The organism is Diaphorobacter sp. J5-51, assembly GCF_001023515.1.
Lineage (GTDB): Bacteria > Pseudomonadota > Gammaproteobacteria > Burkholderiales > Burkholderiaceae_C > Diaphorobacter > Diaphorobacter nitroreducens.
Map to the genome: position 1 here is coordinate 1 of NZ_JSYI01000058.1, position 17,470 is coordinate 17,470.

General features: G+C 69.1%; 14 protein-coding genes and 1 pseudogene. 11 read left to right on the plus strand and 4 right to left on the minus strand.

Translation table 11 applies throughout. The features are described 5' to 3' along the window. Positions 1-41 precede the first annotated feature (41 nt). Positions 42-473, minus strand: coding sequence for a hypothetical protein (locus tag OX89_RS08530; RefSeq protein ID WP_047350298.1), 432 nt, complete (start codon positions 471-473; stop codon positions 42-44). A 115-nt stretch (positions 474-588) separates the two neighbouring features. Here OX89_RS08530 and OX89_RS08535 point away from each other — a divergent pair, with 115 nt between their 5' ends. The 4 genes and pseudogenes from OX89_RS08535 (at position 589) to egtB (ending at position 4,810) form a co-directional block, all read left to right on the plus strand. Beyond that, positions 589-1,587, plus strand: a complete 999-nt coding sequence (locus OX89_RS08535) for a DUF808 domain-containing protein (protein ID WP_047350299.1) — start codon at positions 589-591, stop codon at positions 1,585-1,587. A gap of 153 nt (positions 1,588-1,740) precedes the next feature. After that, positions 1,741-2,328 carry an OmpW family protein gene (locus tag OX89_RS08540; RefSeq protein WP_011805496.1) on the plus strand — a complete coding sequence of 196 codons (588 nt, stop codon included), beginning with the start codon at positions 1,741-1,743 and terminating at the stop codon, positions 2,326-2,328. Between the two features lie 334 nt (positions 2,329-2,662). Further along, a pseudogene (locus tag OX89_RS08545) lies at positions 2,663-3,426 on the plus strand (L-histidine N(alpha)-methyltransferase); the annotation flags it as partial. A gap of 19 nt (positions 3,427-3,445) precedes the next feature. Next, positions 3,446-4,810, plus strand: a complete 1,365-nt coding sequence (gene egtB / locus OX89_RS08550) for an ergothioneine biosynthesis protein EgtB (RefSeq protein WP_047350301.1) — start codon at positions 3,446-3,448, stop codon at positions 4,808-4,810. 68 nt (positions 4,811-4,878) lie between these two features. Here egtB and OX89_RS08555 read toward each other — a convergent pair whose 3' ends face one another. Together OX89_RS08555 and OX89_RS08560 are read right to left on the minus strand one after the other, a co-directional pair. After that, positions 4,879-6,159, minus strand: coding sequence for an O-acetylhomoserine aminocarboxypropyltransferase/cysteine synthase family protein (locus OX89_RS08555; protein ID WP_047350302.1), 1,281 nt, complete (start codon positions 6,157-6,159; stop codon positions 4,879-4,881). A gap of 298 nt (positions 6,160-6,457) precedes the next feature. After that, complete coding sequence (locus OX89_RS08560) at positions 6,458-8,446, minus strand: U32 family peptidase (RefSeq protein WP_047350303.1); 1,989 nt, start codon at positions 8,444-8,446, stop codon at positions 6,458-6,460. Between the two features lie 205 nt (positions 8,447-8,651). Here OX89_RS08560 and gltS point away from each other — a divergent pair, with 205 nt between their 5' ends. The 7 genes from gltS (at position 8,652) to OX89_RS08595 (ending at position 16,518) form a co-directional block, all read left to right on the plus strand. Continuing rightward, the gene (gene gltS / locus OX89_RS08565; RefSeq protein ID WP_047350304.1) at positions 8,652-9,866 is read left to right on the plus strand and encodes a sodium/glutamate symporter; all 1,215 of its coding nucleotides are present in this window, start codon (positions 8,652-8,654) and stop codon (positions 9,864-9,866) included. Positions 9,867-9,894: 28 nt separating this feature from the next. After that, positions 9,895-10,131 carry a hypothetical protein gene (locus tag OX89_RS08570; protein ID WP_015913150.1) on the plus strand — a complete coding sequence of 79 codons (237 nt, stop codon included), beginning with the start codon at positions 9,895-9,897 and terminating at the stop codon, positions 10,129-10,131. 53 nt (positions 10,132-10,184) lie between these two features. Further along, positions 10,185-11,270 (plus strand): tRNA adenosine(34) deaminase TadA, encoded by a 1,086-nt coding sequence (tadA, locus tag OX89_RS08575; protein WP_047350305.1) that lies wholly within the window; start codon positions 10,185-10,187, stop codon positions 11,268-11,270. After that, positions 11,263-12,249, plus strand: a complete 987-nt coding sequence (locus tag OX89_RS08580) for an LD-carboxypeptidase (protein ID WP_047350306.1) — start codon at positions 11,263-11,265, stop codon at positions 12,247-12,249. Before tadA ends, OX89_RS08580 begins: the two co-directional genes overlap by 8 nt. Positions 12,250-12,339: 90 nt before the next feature. Beyond that, positions 12,340-14,850 carry a penicillin acylase family protein gene (locus OX89_RS08585; RefSeq protein WP_047350307.1) on the plus strand — a complete coding sequence of 837 codons (2,511 nt, stop codon included), beginning with the start codon at positions 12,340-12,342 and terminating at the stop codon, positions 14,848-14,850. Between the two features lie 361 nt (positions 14,851-15,211). Further along, entirely contained in the window at positions 15,212-15,616 is a 405-nt protein-coding gene (locus OX89_RS08590) for an OsmC family protein (protein WP_015913154.1), read from the plus strand. Continuing rightward, on the plus strand, positions 15,613-16,518 hold the full coding sequence (locus tag OX89_RS08595) for a pirin family protein (protein WP_047350308.1): 906 nt from the start codon (positions 15,613-15,615) through the stop codon (positions 16,516-16,518). Before OX89_RS08590 ends, OX89_RS08595 begins: the two co-directional genes overlap by 4 nt. Positions 16,519-16,576: 58 nt before the next feature. On the opposite strand, the gene OX89_RS08600 is transcribed toward OX89_RS08595, so the two are convergent. Further along, positions 16,577-17,464, minus strand: coding sequence for a MinD/ParA family protein (locus OX89_RS08600; protein WP_047350309.1), 888 nt, complete (start codon positions 17,462-17,464; stop codon positions 16,577-16,579). Positions 17,465-17,470 lie beyond the last annotated feature (6 nt).

Below are 17,470 nucleotides of genomic sequence, written 5' to 3' on the forward strand. Positions count from 1 at the left end.
TTTCACGCCATTCGCACTGGCAAAAATAGTGTGAACAGGCCCTAGCAGCCGCCGCGCACCTGGCACTCGGGCACGATGCGCCCATGCGCATCGCGCCACTGCATCGGCGGGCCGTCGGAAGACGGCGCCGCCGGCGCGGGTGGCTGCGGCGGCCGGTACGGATCGTGCAGCACGGTGGATGAGCCCACGCCGGCTCCGACGTGTGCGCCGCCCATGGGAACCGAGGCACCCACGCCCACGCCGCCAGTCACCTGGCCGCTTGGGTGTACTCCCACTCCGACGCCCACCGGCCCCACGCCGGTGCCCACCCCGGCTGATACGCCGCCCGAGCCCACGCCGACGCCCACGCTGAACGGCCCCACCGGCACGCCCACGCCCAGGCGCGCCGACGGGCCGGCGCAGGCGGACAGCACCAACGCGGCCAGCGCGGCGGCGGTGCGCACGGGGCGCGAGGACGCAGTGCGAGAGGGCATGCCGCCATGGTACGCCTGCCCACCGTATTGCAAAATCAATAGCTGTCAGCGCTTGTCCCACATGCGTTAGGGGTGTTTTCATTCAGAATGGCGGCTTCTTGAAAGGAACTCACCCATGGCCGGCGCCAGCCTTCTGACCCTGCTTGACGACATCGCCACCATCCTGGACGACGTGGCCCTCATGACCAAGGTGGCCGCCAAGAAAAGCGCCGCCATGGCCGACGACGTGTCCGTCATGACCAAGGTGGCGGCGCAAAAGACCGCAGGGGTGCTGGGCGACGACCTGGCGCTCAATGCCCAGCAGGTCACCGGCGTGCGGGCAGAGCGCGAGATCCCCGTCGTGTGGGCCGTGGCCCGGGGGTCCCTGGTGAACAAGGCCATCCTCGTGCCGGCGGCGCTGCTCATCAGCGCGTTCGCGCCGTGGGCCGTGACGCCGCTGCTCATGGTGGGCGGTGCCTTCTTGTGCTTCGAAGGCTGCGAAAAGCTCGCGCACAAGCTTTTGCACACGCCCGAGGAAGACGCCGTGCAACACGCGATCCATGCGCAGGCCAACGCCAATCCCAACGTGGACCTGGCGCGGGTGGAGAAGGACAAGATCAAGGCGGCCGTGCGCACCGACTTCATCCTCTCTGCCGAAATCATCGCCATCACCCTGGGCGCCGTCGCGGGCGCGCCTTTTGCGCAGCAAGTGGCGGTACTGGCGGGCATTGCCGTCCTGATGACGGTGGGGGTCTATGGCCTCGTGGCGGGCATCGTGAAGCTGGACGACCTGGGCCTGTGGCTCAGCCGCCAGGCCAGCAACGCGGCACAGGCCCTGGGCCGCGGCATCGTCGCGGCCGCACCCTGGCTCATGAAGACGCTGTCGGTGGTCGGCACCGCAGCCATGTTCCTCGTCGGCGGGGGCATCCTGGTGCATGGCATGCCGGCGCTGCACCATGCCGTCGAGGGCGTGGGCGCGGCGGTGCAGGGTTGGCCGCTGGGCGGACTGTGGTCAGTGCTGGTGACCAACCTGCTCAATGCCGTGGTGGGCTTGGTGGCGGGCGCCGTGGTGCTGGCGGGGTGGACGCTGGTGGGACGGCTGCGCGGCAAGGCGGCTGCCAATGGCACGCATTGAGTGAGGCCATATGCCGCCGTTTGTGACGGAATAGACACATACGAATAGACACACAGATTCTGGGTTTGATCTGCAGCAATATTGACCATATTACTCGTGGGCTTAATACGTGCACGGGGGTCGTCCCCGGTCAACCCAACGTATCGAGTCAACATGAAAAAGAATCTTCTGGCCCTGGCCGTTCTGTGTGCGATGACCTCCGGCGCTGCCTTCGCGCAGCAGGTTGCGGAAGGTTCCTGGCTGGTGCGTGCACGCGCGGTGCATCTGGACAGCGCCAACAACGGTGCCGCCGGCGACGCGGGCGTGAGCATCAACGACAAGTGGATTCCTGAAGTCGACGTCTCGTACTTCTTCACGCCCAACCTCGCTGCCGAACTGGTCCTGACCTATCCGCAAAAGCACGACGTGCGCCTGAACGGCGACAAGATCGGCTCGCTCAAGCACCTGCCGCCCTCGCTGCTGCTGCAGTACCACTTCACGAACTTCGGCGCGTTCAAGCCGTACGTCGGCGCTGGTGTCAACTACACGCGCTTTTCCAGCGTGAAGCTGCCCGCGGGCCTGGACGTGAAGCGCAACAGCTGGGGCGGTGCCCTGCAAGTGGGCTTCGACTATGCGCTGGACAAGAACTGGTCCCTGAACGTGGACGTGAAGAAGGTGTACATCGACACCGACGTGCGCGGCGTGGGCACTTTCAAGGTCGACCCGGTGCTGTTCGGCGTGGGCGTGGGCTACCGCTTCTAAGCACGCAAGTTCCGTTCTTCATGGTGGGGTGGGCCGGCGCATGCGCCGGCCCTTTTTTTATCCTCGGCGGACGGTAAATTGATGCTCTCATTGAAGGAGCTATTTGCGCTTGGTGGGCAAGCGCTTCCGCCTGATTTGATCCTTTATTGGCTGGGCGGCGAAAAAGCCAACCACAGCGGGCAATCCGGCACAAGAGGTGCACTGTGGATTGCCCTGCAGATCGCGCGTGGCCTACGCTGCAGCGCTATGTCTGCAGTTTCTCCCCTTGCTCGGCTTGACGGCGTCCTTCACCACCTCGGCCTGGCACGGCCGCAACCGCCCGCGGATGTGGCCNTGCTGCGGCGCCACGGGCACGCCATTGCCCAGGCCGTAGGCCCGGCGCGTGTGGTGATCGAGCCCGGGGCGGGCAATTGCGACAAGGCGCGCGAGCTCTGCGCGCTGGTGCGGGCCACGCACTTCGTGGGCGTGGACATCTCCGCCGACTACCTGCGGGATGCTATCGCGCGCCTGCGCGTGGCACTGCCGGGCCTGCATGCCCGCGCCGTGGGCGCGGACATCACCCGGGGTGTGCACCTGCCGCCGGACGTTCCCGGTGCGCGCCGCCTCGTCTTCTACCCCGGCTCGTCCATCGGCAACTTCGACCCGCCCCAGGCACTGGCCCTGCTGCGGCACATGCGCGAACTGGCGCTGGACGATGGCGGCCTGCTGATCGGGTTCGACCTGCCCAAGGACGTGGCCGTGCTGGAGGCCGCGTACGACGACGCCGCCGGCGTGACCGCAGCCTTCAACCGCAACGCGCTGGCCCACGTGAACCGCCTGGTCGGCAGCGACTTCGTGCCCGCGCAGTGGCGCCACCGCGCCTTCTTCAACCCCCATGCCTCGCGCATCGAGATGCACCTGGAGGCCGCGGGGCCGCAGCGCGTGCGCTGGCCAGGCGGCGGGCGCGACTTTGCGGCGGGCGAGCGCATCCATACCGAGAACAGCTACAAGTACCCGCTGCCGGATTTCACCGCGTTGCTGCACGAGGCAGGTTTCACGCGCACGCAGGCCTGGACGGACGATCGCGGCTGGTTCGCCATGGTGCATGCCCAGGCGTGATGCCGCCAGGGGATACCACATGCGCTTGCCACCCTCGACTCCCACGCTGCCGTCGTCGCCGCAGCAGTCGCAGCCCTCGATGGCGCTGCGCTACGCCGCGGTGCGCGCGGCCACCGAGGCGCTGGCGCGGCCCCTCTCGGCCGAGGACTGCTGCGCCCAGTCCATGCCCGACGCCAGCCCCGTCAAATGGCACCTGGCGCACACGAGCTGGTTCTTCGAGACCTTCGTCCTGGAGGCGCACGAGAGCGGCTTCCGAGCGTTCGATCCGGCGTTCCGCGTGCTGTTCAACTCGTACTACCACGGCGTGGGGCGGCAGCACCCGCGCCCGCAGCGTGGGTTGATCACCCGGCCCGACCTGGCCACCGTGCGGGCCTACCGCGCCGACGTGGATGCGCGCATGCAGCAGCTCCTGTCGCAGCCCGAAGTTCCGGGTGACGTGCTGGCGCTGGTGGAACTGGGCCTGCAGCATGAGCAGCAGCACCAGGAGCTGATCCTCACCGACGTCAAGCACCTGCTCTGGTGCAACCCGCTGTGGCCGGCCTACCAGGGCACAGCCGCGGCCGTGGTGGCGGACGCCATTGCGGCACAAGACACCGCGTGGCGGCGCCTGGAAGGCGGCCTGGCGCAGATCGGCCACGATGGCGAGGGCTTCGCCTTCGACAACGAGACGCCGCGCCACACCGTCTTCCTGCAACCCTTCGAGATCGCCACCCGACCGGTGACCAACGCGCAGTACCTGGCTTTCGTGCAGGCCGGCGGCTACCGCGAGCCGGCCCACTGGTTGGCCGAGGGCTGGGACTGGCGGCGTGCACAAGGGCTGGAGCATCCCATCTACTGGCGCGGTGACGGGGAGTGCGGCCAAGGCGGCGGGCCGGGCGGCTGGAGCGAATTCACGCTAACAGGCGAGCGCCCGCTGCATCCTGCGCAACCGGTGGTGCACCTGTCCTATTACGAGGCCGATGCCTTTGCCCGCTGGGCCGGCGCGCGCCTGCCCACGGAAGCCGAGTGGGAGGTGGCCGCCGCGGCGGCCTGTGCCGGGCCCGCGGGCTGCGTGGGCCATCCCGGCGATGTAATGGTCATGGACGATGGCGGCCGGCTGCATCCCCGCCCCGCGGCGCCGGCGGGCGGTGCCGACACCCCCCCACCGATGGGCGGCGAGGTCTGGGAATGGACGCAGTCGAGCTACGCCCCGTACCCCGGCTTCGCGCCCGCGCCCGGCGCCGTGGGCGAGTACAACGGCAAGTTCATGGTGAACCAGTACGTCCTGCGCGGCGGCTCCTGCGCCACGCCGCCCGGCCATGTGCGTGCCAGCTACCGCAACTTCTTTCCCGCCACGGCGCGCTGGCAGTTCACGGGCCTGCGGCTGGCACGCGATGCCCGCTGAGCAGTGGGTATGCTCCTGAATCAGGAGCTACTAGCGCTTTCCAGGAAAGCGCTAGAGCCGAAAATCGCTTAAACCGCGTCCAGCGCCTGGTGCAGGTCGGCCAGCAGGTCGTCGATATGCTCGATGCCGATGGACAGGCGCACCATGCCCTCGGTCACGCCCGCCTGGGCCAGTTCTTCGGGATTGAGCTGGCGGTGCGTGGTGGAGGCCGGGTGCGTGGCCAGCGACTTGGCGTCGCCGATGTTCACCAGGCGTGTGAACAGCTGCAGCGCGTCCAGGAAGCGCGCACCGGCGGCGCGCGGGTCGCCGCTGGCCTTCAGGCTGAACGACAGGATGCCCGAGGCGCGGCCCTTCATCTGGCGCTGCACCAGGGCATGGTCCGGGTGGTTCGTCAGACCGGCGTAGCGCACCCACTCCACCTTGGGGTGGCCCTGCAGCGCCTCGGCGATCTTCTGCGTGTTCTCGCAAATGCGGTCCATGCGCAGCGCCAGCGTCTCGATGCCCTGCAGGATCAGGAAGGCGTTGTGCGGCGAGATGGCAGCGCCCGTGTTGCGCAGCGGCACCACGCGTACGCGGCCGATATAGGCGGCCGGGCCCAGGGCCTCGGTGTAGACCACGCCGTGGTAGCTCACGTCGGGCTCGTTCAGGCGCTTGAAGCGTGCCTTGTGCTCAGCCCAGGGGAACTTGCCGCTGTCCACGATGGCGCCACCCATGCTGTTGCCGTGGCCGGCCAGGTATTTGGTCAGGGCGTGCACCACGATGTCGGCGCCGTGCTCGATGGGGCGCAGCAGGTAGGGGCTGGGCACGGTGTTGTCCACGATCAGCGGCACGCCATGCGCATGGGCCACGTCGGCGAGGGCGCGAATGTCGGTCACGTTGCCCAGCGGGTTGCCGATGGATTCGACAAAGATGGCCTTGGTGCGCGCGTCGATCAGCTGGCCGAAGCTGGCCGGGTCGCGCGCGTCGGCAAAACGCACCTCGATGCCCTGCTGGGGAAAGGTGTGGGCAAACAGGTTGTAGGTGCCGCCATAGAGCGTGCTGGCGCTGACGATGTTGTCGCCCGCCTCGGCGATGGCCTGGATGGCGTAGGTGATGGCCGCCATGCCCGAGGCCACGGCCACGGCGGCAATGCCGCCCTCCAGCGCCGCGACGCGCTTTTCCAGCACGTCGGTGGTGGGGTTCATGATGCGCGTGTAGATGTTGCCGGGCACCTTCAGGTCGAACAGGTCCGCGCCGTGCTGGGCGCTGTCGAAGGCGTAGGCCACCGTCTGGTAGATGGGCACGGCCACGGACTTGGTGGTGGGGTCGGGCGAATAGCCGGCGTGGACGGCCAATGTCTCGATGCGCATGTGCTTCCTTTGCGGGTGAAGGGGAGGGCGGGGCCCGGCGTCCTGGGGCGCTTCCTAGTGCGAGCCCCTGGGCGCCCTTGGGGCGGAGATAGCCGCGCGATTGTGGCGGCCCACCCTCCACAGGCCAACGATGCATTGGCAATGTCGATATGCGCCCGCGCGGCGCCGGGCGGGCGGCGCGCCGCGTTATCCCCGCAGCCTGTGGGCTGTGCTGTGGAAAACCCCGTGGGCAACTGCGCGAAGCCGCGCTAGTCATGGCCTGGCACGCGATGCCCATGTTTTGGGCAGCAGGCCAGGATCAGGCGGAGGTGGGCGCCGGTCGCGTGCGGTAGAACTGCAGCGGCTGGGCCTGCATGTCCTTGAGGTGCTGGTTCATCACCGACTTCTTCATCTTGCCCACCACGTGCATCTCGCAGGGCTTGCAGTCAAAGCGCAGGGTGAGTTTTTCCTTGCCGTTGATGAGCTGCAGCGGCTCGGCCTTGATGGTGCCCTTCACGCCGATCACACCCTTGGCCTGCTTGGGGCACAGGCTCATGGAGAAGCGCACGCAGTGCTTGGTGATCATCAGGCTGACTTCACCTTCTTCCTCTTTCGATTCGTACGCGGCGTCGATCACCTTCACGCCATGCTTCACGTAGAAGTCGTGCGCCTTGTGGTTGAACACATTGGCCAGGTAGGTCAGCGTGTCTTCGGGGAAGGGCACGGGTGGCTGCACCGGCACGGCGCGCGGCAGGCGCACGAAGCCGGCGGTGCGCGCGTCCTCCAGCGCGACCACGGCGTCACGGCGCAACTGGTTCAGTGCCGATGCGGGCACGAACCACGGCTGCGAGAGCTGCAGCGCAATGGCGTGCACGGCGAAGCGGGTGGCGCCAAAGCGCCCGAGCTGATCGCGCAGCGTGGCCTCGGCCTTGACCGCATCGGTGGCTGGCTGGTGGGGCTGGATGACCGACGCACTGCCCACGAAGCCGTCTTCGTCGGTGAGCGTGAGCGCAAAGCCGTCGGCGGTCTCGGCCAGATGGGCCCACAGGCCGATGCGACGGTCGCTGGATTTCTTCTCCAGCGTGCGCACCCAGTCCATGTCGCGGTTGCGGTTGATCTCCAGGCCCTTGCGCAGGTCCTTGAACTCGGTGATCTCGTTCTTGGGGAACACGCGCCAGATGCCCTTCTTGGGCGCCACGCATTCGGCGCGGTTGATGTGCACGCCCACCAGTTCCTTTTGCAGGTCGTAGTAGCACAGGCCGTCGCCGTTGTGCAGTTGGGTGGCATGGTCGCTCGTTTCCAGTTCGAACCACTTGTCGCCGACTTGTGTGACCCAGCCGATGGCGCGGCCCGGCGTCTTGGGCGTGTCGAACGCGCCTATGTCCTGCTGGCGGCCATTGACGAAGTAGTCGGTGAACTCGCGGTTGAAGTTCTGGTCGGGGTCGGGCGTGAAGCTGAACGCGGTGCGCCCGCTCGACGAGCGCGCGAAGCCCCCTTCCTCGACGATCTCGTCGAGCAGGTGCCGATAGTGGGCGGTGATGTTCTTCACGTAGCCCATGTCCTTGTAGCGGCCCTCGATCTTGAAGCTGCGCACGCCCGCGTCGATGAGGGCGCGCAGGTTGCCCGACTGGTTGTTGTCCTTCATCGAGAGCACGTGCTTCTCGTGCGCGATGATGCGGCCCTGGCCGTCCAGCACCTCGTAGGGCAGGCGGCAGGCCTGGTTGCAGTCGCCCCGGTTGGCGCTGCGCCCGGTGTGGGCATGGCTGATGTAGCACTGGCCCGAGTACGCCACGCACAGCGCGCCGTGGATGAAGAACTCGATGGTGGTGCGCGCCGGGTCGGTGGCCGCGCGGATGGCGGCGATCTGCGCCAGGTCCAGCTCGCGCGCCAGCACGATCTGCGACAGGCCCACGTCCTGCAGAAAGCGCGCCTTCTCGGGCGTACGGATGTCGGTCTGCGTGCTCGCGTGCAGCTGGATGGGCGGCAGGTCCAGCTCCAGCAGGCCCATGTCCTGGATGATGAGCGCGTCGGCGCCGGCCTCGTACACCTGCCAGGCCATCTGGCGGGCACCCTCCAGCTCGTCGTCGCGCAGGATGGTATTCAGCGTGATGAAGATGCGGCTGTTGAAACGGTGCGCGTGCTGAATGAGCCGCTCCAGGTCGCGGATGTCGTTGCCCGCCGTGGCCCGCGCGCCAAAGGCGGGGCCGCCGATGTAGACGGCGTCGGCGCCGTGGTTCACGGCCTCGATGCCGATATCGGCATCGCGCGCGGGGGAGAGCAGTTCGAGCTGGTGGGGCAGGAGGGACATAGGGCGTGAATTATCCCGGTCTGCGCCCGGCCGTGCCGGGGCGGGGGTACCCGGCGGCAGGTACCCGTCTGGCAAAATTGCGGGTTTTCCCGGATGGTTCATGGACAGGGCGCTTAGCGCGCGTGTGGTTTGTGCGCCTGCCGCTTCCACCGCCAGCGGCACGGCTGGGTTGCGTCCGCCGGCGTGGTTCTTCCTTTGAGATCACATGGATATACAGTTCAGCACCTACTACACCCTGATCTTCGCGGCCATCGTGCTACTGGTGGGCAAGTTCCTCGTGCAGCGCATCCGCTGGCTGCGCGAATTCAACATTCCGGAACCCGTGGCGGGCGGCCTGGTGGCGGCGCTCATCTCCTGGGGGCTGAACGCCGCGTTCGATGTGCGTGCGTCGTTCGACACCGGCCTGCAGACCGCCTTCATGCTGGTGTTCTTCTCCTCCATCGGGCTGAGCGCCAACTTCCTCAAGCTGCGCGAGGGCGGCATGGGGCTGATCGTCTTCCTGCTGGTCGTGGTGGTGTTCATCGGCGTGCAGAACAGCGTGGGCGTGGCGCTGGCCACCGCGCTGGGGCTGGACCCGCTGATCGGCCTGATCGCGGGCTCCATCACTCTGGTGGGCGGGCACGGCACGGCCGGGGCCTGGGGCTCGGTGCTGGAAAACGACCATGGCATCCCTGGCGCCATCACCTTGGGCATTGCCTGTGCCACCTTCGGCCTGGTCATCGGCGGGCTGATCGGCGGGCCGCTGGCCAAATGGCTGATCCAGCGCCACGGGCTGAAGCACCCGCAGGGCACGGGCGATGCCGGCGCGCTGGAGGCGGGCACGCCCAACTTCGAGTTCCCGCACAAGACACGCCTGATCACGGCGGACGCGGCCATCGAAACCATGGCCCTGTTTGCCGGCTGCCTGGCCTTTGCCGAGTTCATGAGCCAGTTGACGAAGGGCACGGCGCTGCAACTGCCCACCTTCGTGTGGGCGCTGGGCGGGGGCGTGCTGATCCGCAACGTGCTGGACTACGTCTTCAACTTCGAGGTGTTCGACCGCGCCATCGACGTGTTCGGCAACACCGGGCTGTCCGTCTACCTGGCGATCGCGCTGCTGTCGCTCAAGCTGTGGGAGCTGGCCGGGCTGGCGGGTCCGCTGGTCATCATCCTGGGCGCGCAGACGCTGGTCATGGCGGCCTACGCGGGCTTCGTCACCTTCCGCCTGATGGGAAGCAACTACGATGCGGCCGTGCTCTGTGCGGGGCATTGCGGCTTCGGCATGGGCGCCACGCCCACGGCGGTGGCCAACATGCAGGCCATTACCAACCAGTACGGCGCGTCGCACAAGGCTTTCCTGATCGTGCCCATGGTGGGCGCGTTCTTCATCGACCTGGTCAATGCCGTGGCCATCCAGGTCTTCATCAACGTGTTCGGCTAAGCGCCCACCACGGCGCGGAGGGCAGGCGGTGCGTACAGGATTCGGACTGATCGGGCTGCTGCTGGCCCTGGCCCTCGTGGCCGTGCTGGTCAAGAAGCAGATGGGCGCCACGCGCGTCGCCGTGCCGCCCGCCGTGCAGGGGCTGCCGGCGCCGGCGGAGGGCGCCGCCTCCACGGTGCGCGCGCAAAGCCAGCAGGTGCAGCAGCAGGTGAAGCAGCAGATGGACGCACTGATGCAGCAGCCACGCACCCTGCCCGAAGATTGATGGCCAAAATGGCCTCTAGCGCTTACCCATCAAGCGCGAGCAGCTATTGAAAGATGAGCGAATCCGACGACGCCCACTGGATGCGCGAGGCCATCGCCCAGGCGCGCGCCGCGCAGCAGGCGGGCGAGGTGCCCGTGGGCGCCGTGCTGGTGCGCGATGGGCAGGTGATCGCCACCGGGCGCAATGCCCCCATCGCCGGGCACGACCCCACGGCGCATGCCGAGATGGCCGCGCTGCGCGCCGGCGCGGCGCAGCTCTCCAACTACCGGCTCGACGGCTGCACGCTCTACGTCACGCTGGAGCCGTGCGCCATGTGCAGCGGCGCCATGCTGCACGCGCGCCTGCCGCGCGTGGTCTACGGCGCGGCGGACGCCAAGACCGGCGCTGCGGGCTCGGTGGTCAACCTGTTCGCCGAGCCGCGTCTCAACCACCAGACCGCGGTGCAAGGCGGCGTGCTGGCCGATGAATGTGGCGCGCTGCTCAGCGACTTCTTCCGCGACCGCCGCCGCGCCCAGCGGGCGCAGCAACTGGCCGCCCACCCGCTGCGCCAGGACGCGCTGCGCACGCCCGACACCGCGTTCGCCCATCTGGACGGCCCCGCGCCGCATTACGTGAGCGATCTGCCCGCGCTGGCCGGCCTGCGCCTGCACTACCTGGACGAAGGCCCACGCGACGCCGCCCGCACCTGGCTGCTGCTGCATGCCAGCCCTGGCTGGAGCCATGGCTGGCAGCCCATGCTGGCGGCCTTCGCGCAGGCCGGCCACCGCGTGGTGGCGCCGGACCTGATCGGCTTCGGCCGCAGCGACAAACCCAAGAAAGAAGCCGCCCACCGCCTCGACTGGCATCGACAGGTGCTGGCCGAGCTGGTGCAGCGCCTGGCCCTGCGCGGCGTGGTGCAGGTGGCGCAGCCCGGCGCGCCGCTGCTGCCCGATGCGGCGTCGGCGCCCCTGGTGCGCGTGCTGCATGTGCGGGGGGGCGCGCCCTGCGATGCCGCGCCGTTCCCTGATGCCGGCCATCGCGCCGGGCCGCGCGCCTTCGCCCGTTTTGCCGATGCCGATGCCGCGCCGCTCCTCACCGTGCCGGACGCCAGCGCCGCCTCGGCGCTGCGCGCTATGGAATACTTCACCCGCTATGCCTAACCACCCCCACGACTGCGGCCACGATCACTGCGATCACCCTCACGGCCCCCGGCACATCTACATCTACTCCCCTTCCGGCGCGGTGCGCGACAAGGCCGCGTTCAAGCGCGGCATTGCCCGCCTGCAGGCCATGGGCCACGAGGTGGAGGTGGACCCGGACGCGCTCGCGTCCCACACGCGGTTTGCCGGCGACGATGCCACGCGCCTGGCCGCCATCCACCGCGCGGCCGCCAGCGGCGCCGACGTGGCGCTGATCAGCCGCGGCGGCTACGGCCTCACGCGCATCCTGCCGGGCATCCAGTACAAGGCCGTGGCCAAGGCGGTGGAGCGCGGAACCCAGTTCGTGGGCGTGAGCGACTTCACGGCCTTCCAGTCCGCGCTGCTGGCCAAGACCGGCGCCACCACCTGGGCCGGCCCGGCGCTGGTGGGAGACCTGGGCGTGCCGGGCGAGCCCGACGACATCATGCTGGCCTGCCTGGACGATCTGCTCACCGGCCACGGCGAGGGCAGCGGCTGGCGCATGAACGCCGAGAAACCCCGCGCCGACGGCCAGCCCGCCGTGCGCGACATCTACGTGAAGAAGGCCACCCTGTGGGGCGGCAACCTGGCCGTGCTGTGCTCGCTCGTGGGCACGCCGTATTTCCCGCAGATCAAGGGGGGCGTGCTGTTCCTGGAGGACGTGGGCGAGCACCCTTACCGCGTCGAACGCCTGCTCACCCAGCTGCTGCACGCCGGCGTGCTGGGTCAGCAAAAGGCCGTGGTGTTGGGCCAGTTCAATGAATACAAGCTCACGCCGCACGACAAGGGCTTCAAGCTGCAGAGCGTGTTGGACTGGCTGCGCACGCAGATCAAGGCGCCCGTGCTCACCAACCTGCCGTTCGGCCATGTGCCCACCAAGGTGCTGCTGCCCGTGGGCGCGGAGGTGTCGCTGTCGGTCGAAGGGCGCGACGCGCTCATCTACTGGGGCCATGCCCACTGAGATGCTATTGATTTAAGAGCTGCCAGCGCTTGAAGGGTGGGCGCGATGGTAGGTTTTGGCTTGAAACGCCGCGACGGCGGGGGAGGCGGCATGGGCAGATTGCAGCGCATCGGCGCGGGCGCCGTGGTGGCGCTGGTGGCAGCGCTGCTGCTGGCCGGCAGCGTGGCCGCGGTGTATGCGCTGCGCAGCTTCCCGCAACTGGACGGGGCGCTGCGCTCCGCCGGGCTGCAGTACGCCGTGGCGGTGCGCCGCGACGAAGCCGACGTGACGCACATCGAGGCGCAGACCCCCTGGGACGCGTGGTTTGCCATGGGCTACGTGCATGCGCAGGAGCGCACCTGGCAACTGGAGTTCAACCGCCGGCTGATGCACGGCGAGCTGTCCGAGATCCTCGGCCCCGCCACGCTGGATACCGACAAGCTCATGCGCACGCTGGACATCATGGGTGCGGCGCGCCGCCAGTACGCCGCGCTGCCCGCGTTCGCGCGCGAGGCGCTGCAGGCCTACAGCCGTGGCATCCAGTCCTTCCACGCGGCGCGGACCCAGGCGCTGCCGCCGGAGTTTTTGCTGCTGGGTGCGCGGCCTGGCGGTGCGCAGGGTGTGGCCTGGGCGCCTGAGGACAGTGTGGCCTGGGCGCTGATGATGGCGCTGGACCTGGGCGGCAACTGGGGCAACGAGTTCGCGCGCCTGTCGCTGGCGGCCACGCTGCCCACCGAGCGGCTGTGGCAGCTCATGCCGCCCTATCCTGGCGAGGCGCCCGCGACGGCGGTGGACCTGCAGGCGCTGTACCGGTCGCTGGGCGTGTACCGCACGCCGCAGGCGTCTGCACCGGCCCCTCAGGCCGATGCCGAGCCCGCAGGCGAAGGCGCGGCGCAGACGCTGCAGGCCTGGTCGCAGGACTTCGTGGCGGGCCTGGGCACGCCCGGCGGGCGCGGCAGCAACAACTGGGTGCTGGACGGCACGCGCACGGCCAGCGGCCGGCCGCTGCTGGCCAACGACCCGCACCTGGGCCTGGGCGCGCCGGCGCTGTGGTACTTCGCGCACCTGAAGGCGCCGCAGGGCAGGGCGTCCGACGGCACGCCCGTCGCGGCCATTGACGTGATCGGCGCCACCTTGCCGGGCCTGCCCTTCGTGGTGCTGGGCCGCACGGCCGAGGTGGCCTGGGGCTTCACCAACACCGCGCCCGATGTGCAGGACCTGTACATCGAGGCCATCCACCCCGACGACCCCACGCGCTACCGCACGCCCGAGGGTTGGCAGGGCTTCGAGCAGCGTGAGCACGTGATCCGCGTGAAGGGGCGGCCCGACGTGCGCCACGCCGTGCGCGGTACGCGCCATGGGCCGGTGATCAGCGATGCGCAGCCCGCGCTGCACGGCAGCGTGCTGGACCTGCGCCGCCATGTCATCGCGCTGCGCTGGAGCGCACTGGATGCCGACAATTACACCGTGCTGGCGGGCCTGCTGAGCAACCAGGCGCGCTCGGTGGAGGAACTCTTCGCCGGCATGGCGCACTACCACTCGCCCATGCAGAGCGTGGTGGCGGCGGACGTGCATGGCGCGATCCGCTTCCAGGCCTTTGGGCGCGTGCCCCTGCGTGCGGCCGGCAACGACCTGCGCGGCGTGGCCCCGGCGCCGGGCTGGGAGGCGCGCTACGACTGGCAGGGCTGGCTGCCCCTGGCGCAGACGCCGCAGGACGACGGCGGCGCGCGCGGCTGGATCGCCACGGCCAACCAGCGCATCACGGCGCCGGGCTATCCGCACTTCCTGACGCAGGACTGGGCCTTGCCCTACCGCTACCAACGCATAGAGCAGCAGCTGGAGGCACGGCGCCTGCACGACCTGCCGTCCCTGCGCGCGCTGCAGGGCGACACGGTGTCCCCCGCCGCGCTGCGCCTGTTGCCCCATTTGCTGGCGGCTCCGGTTTCGCAGCCGCTGGCGCGGCAGGCCCAGGCGCTGCTGCGCGGCTTTGACGGCGACATGCGCGCCGACCGCGCGGCGCCGCTCATCCTGTCGGTGTGGGCCGACGAGCTCACGTGCGCACTGGTCGTGCCCCGCGTGGGTGAGGAGCGCTTTGCCGCCACCTACGGCCGGCGGGACTTCCGCGCGGGCCTGGAAGGCATGCTGGAGCGCGGTGACACCTGGTGGTGCGCGCCCCACGGCTGCGCCGCCCATGCCGGCGCGGCGCTGGAGCGCACCGTGCAGCGCCTGGCCGCGCGCTATGGCAACCAGCCGGAGCGCTGGGCGTGGGGCGCGGCGCATCCGGCGCTTTCCGTGCACAAGCCGCTGGGCAGCGTGCCCGTGCTGTCGCGCTGGTTCAACGTGGGCGTGCCCTCGGGGGGCGATGCGTACAGCGTCAACGTGGGCCAGTACAACGCTGCGCAGCCCGTGGAGCCCTTCGCCAGCCGGCACGCGCCCTCGCTGCGCGCGCTGTACGACCTGCAGGACCCGGAGCGTTCGCTGTTCATTTACCAGACGGGTCAGAGCGGGCTGGTGTTCTCGCCGCGCCACGCCGACATGGCCCAGGCCTGGGCCGGCGGCGGCTACCGTCCCCTGCAGCGCCAGCCGCGCCGCTACGTGCACCAGTTGCAGCTGCGCCCCTAGGGCCTGTTCACACTATTTTTGCCAGTGCGAATGGCGTGAAAACCGCGCCAATCTAGGCGCGTGACGACGCCAAGGCCGGGGCCTTGGCTAGGAGGGCAACGACGAATGGCGCGGTTCTCACTCCGTTCCCTCCGGGTTGCGATCAAAAAGGGCCATTCGCGGCGTTGCCAAGCCTCGCTGGGGTAGCACCCCAGCTTCGTTTGGCGCCTTGCGCCTGGCCCTTTTTGATCGCAACGCATCTGGCAAAAATAGTGTGAACAGGCCCTAGACACCGGGCGGGCGCACGCCGCGGTGCCGCTTGTCACGCCTGTCACGCCTGTCGCATTACAGTGGCACGGACAACCCTGAAGGAGAGCCGTCCATGACCATCCAGTTGCAGCGCATCGAGGGCACCCCCATGGCCCAGCGCCTCACCATCCGCAGCCACGAATGGGTGGTGGACGGCACGGCCGCCGAAGGCGGCGACGACACCGGCCCCAACCCGCACGACCTGTACGACGCCGCGCTGGGCGGCTGCAAGGCGCTCACGCTGCTGTGGTACGCGCGGCGCAAGGGCTGGGACGTGCAGGACGTGCGCACCGTGGTGGAGCGTGATGCCTCGCAGGAGCGCAGCGGTACCTATCGCCTGGCCACACGGCTGCAAGTGCAGGGCGACTTGAGCGATGCGCAGATCGCCGAGCTGCAGGCCGCGATCGGCAAATGCCCCGTGCACAAGCTCATGACCCAGGTGACCACCGAGATCACCACCGTGGTGGAGCGCGCATGAGCGCCGACGCCATTCCTGCGCAGGGCCCTCTGCGCCTGAGCGGGCACTTCAAGGACCTGGGCGGCGGCTTCACTGTGCGCCGCCTGCTGCCGGCGCTGCAGCGCCGGTCGGTGGGGCCCTTCGTGTTCTTCGACCACTTCGGCCCCGCGACGGTGGCGCCTGCATCCGCCTATGACGTACGGCCCCACCCGCACATCGGGCTGGCCACGGTCACCTACCTGTTCGAGGGCGCGATCCTGCACCGCGACAGTTTGGGTTCGCTGCAGCAGATTGAGCCCGGCGCCATCAACTGGATGACGGCGGGGCGCGGCATCGTGCATTCCGAGCGGCGCCCGCCCGCGCTGGCGCACAGCACTTATGTGAACCACGGCATCCAGCTCTGGGCGGCGCTGCCGCAGGCGCATGAGGAAGCGGCGCCGCATTTCGCCCATACCCCTGCGGACCAGATCCCGGCCTACCAGCATGGCGGCGCAGCAGTGCGGGTGCTGATTGGCGCGGCCTTCGGCTGCCAGTCGCCCGTGGCCACGTTTGCGCCCACGCTGCTGCTGGATGTGCGGCTGAAGCCGGGTTCTGCGCTGGACCTGCCCGCGCTCGCCGACGAGATGGCGCTCTACACCGTGAGCGACGGGCTGTGGCTGGACGCCGAGGCGTTGCCCGCGCAGACGCTGGCGCTGCTGGAGCCCGGCCGCTCCACCAGCGTGCGCGCGGGTAAGGCGGGGGCGCGGTGTGTGGTGATCGGCGGCGCCGCGCTGGACGGCCCGCGCCACATCTGGTGGAACTTCGTTTCCAGCCGCAAGGAGCGCATCGTGCAGGCCGCCGATGACTGGGAGCGCGACGCCATGGGCCACATCCCGGGCGAGAGCGAACGCATTCCCCTGCCGCCGCGGAGGTTCCTGGGGTAAGTTATTGAGAGAAAAATTGGCTGTAGCGCTTGTTAGGTAAGCGCTAGCAGCTATTTTTTCAGGAGCGATTTGCGCCCGGTCCTTCGGGGGATGGCGTGAGCATCGTGGACTCCACCTTGTTCGCCAACTGGGCCACGGCCAGCGCGGCGGGGCAGCCGGGCATCTGCAGCATCAGCAACTGGCGGCGCATCACGGCGTCGCGCACCGAGGTGTCGGCGGGAATGTCCCCCACGTGGATCAGCCGCATGGGACGGCCGGTGTCGGTGGTCACGAAGCGGTCCAGCACCTGCTGCAACTGCCCGGTGATGGCGCGTCCGTCCCCCGGACGTGCGGCCTGGTTCACCACCATGCGCACGTGCTGGCGCTTTTGCTGGGTGGCCAGCACCTTGATGGCGGCGTAGGCGTCGGTGAGCGACGTGGGCTCGGGCGTCGCGACGATGAGCACCTCGTGCGCCAGCGAGACGGAAAACAGCACCACGTCGGAGATGCCCGCGCCGGTGTCCAGCAGCACCACGTCAAAGCGGGGTGCCAGCGTGTGGATGACGTTGAGGAATTCGTTGCGCACCTCGGGCGTGAGGCGCGAGTACTCGACCATGCCGGAGCCGGCCAGCAGGACCGAAAAGCCGCCGGGCGCCTTGATCACGGCGTCTTCCAATTGGGCCTTGCCGGTAAAGACGTCGTGCAGCGTGACCTTGGGGGGCAGGTTCAGCACCACGTCCAGGTTGGCCAGGCCCAGGTCGGCGTCCAGCACCAGCACGCGGTGCCCGCGGCGGGTGAGGGCGGCCGCCAGATTGGCGGACACGAAGGTCTTGCCCACGCCGCCCTTGCCGCTGGTGATGGCGATGATGCGTGCGTTGGCAGGTGTGGTGGAGGGCACGGAAGCAGAAGCCGGCGCAGCGGCGCCGGCCGGTGGAGTCGTCGGGTTGGGGGACAGCGCGTCGTTCATCACTAC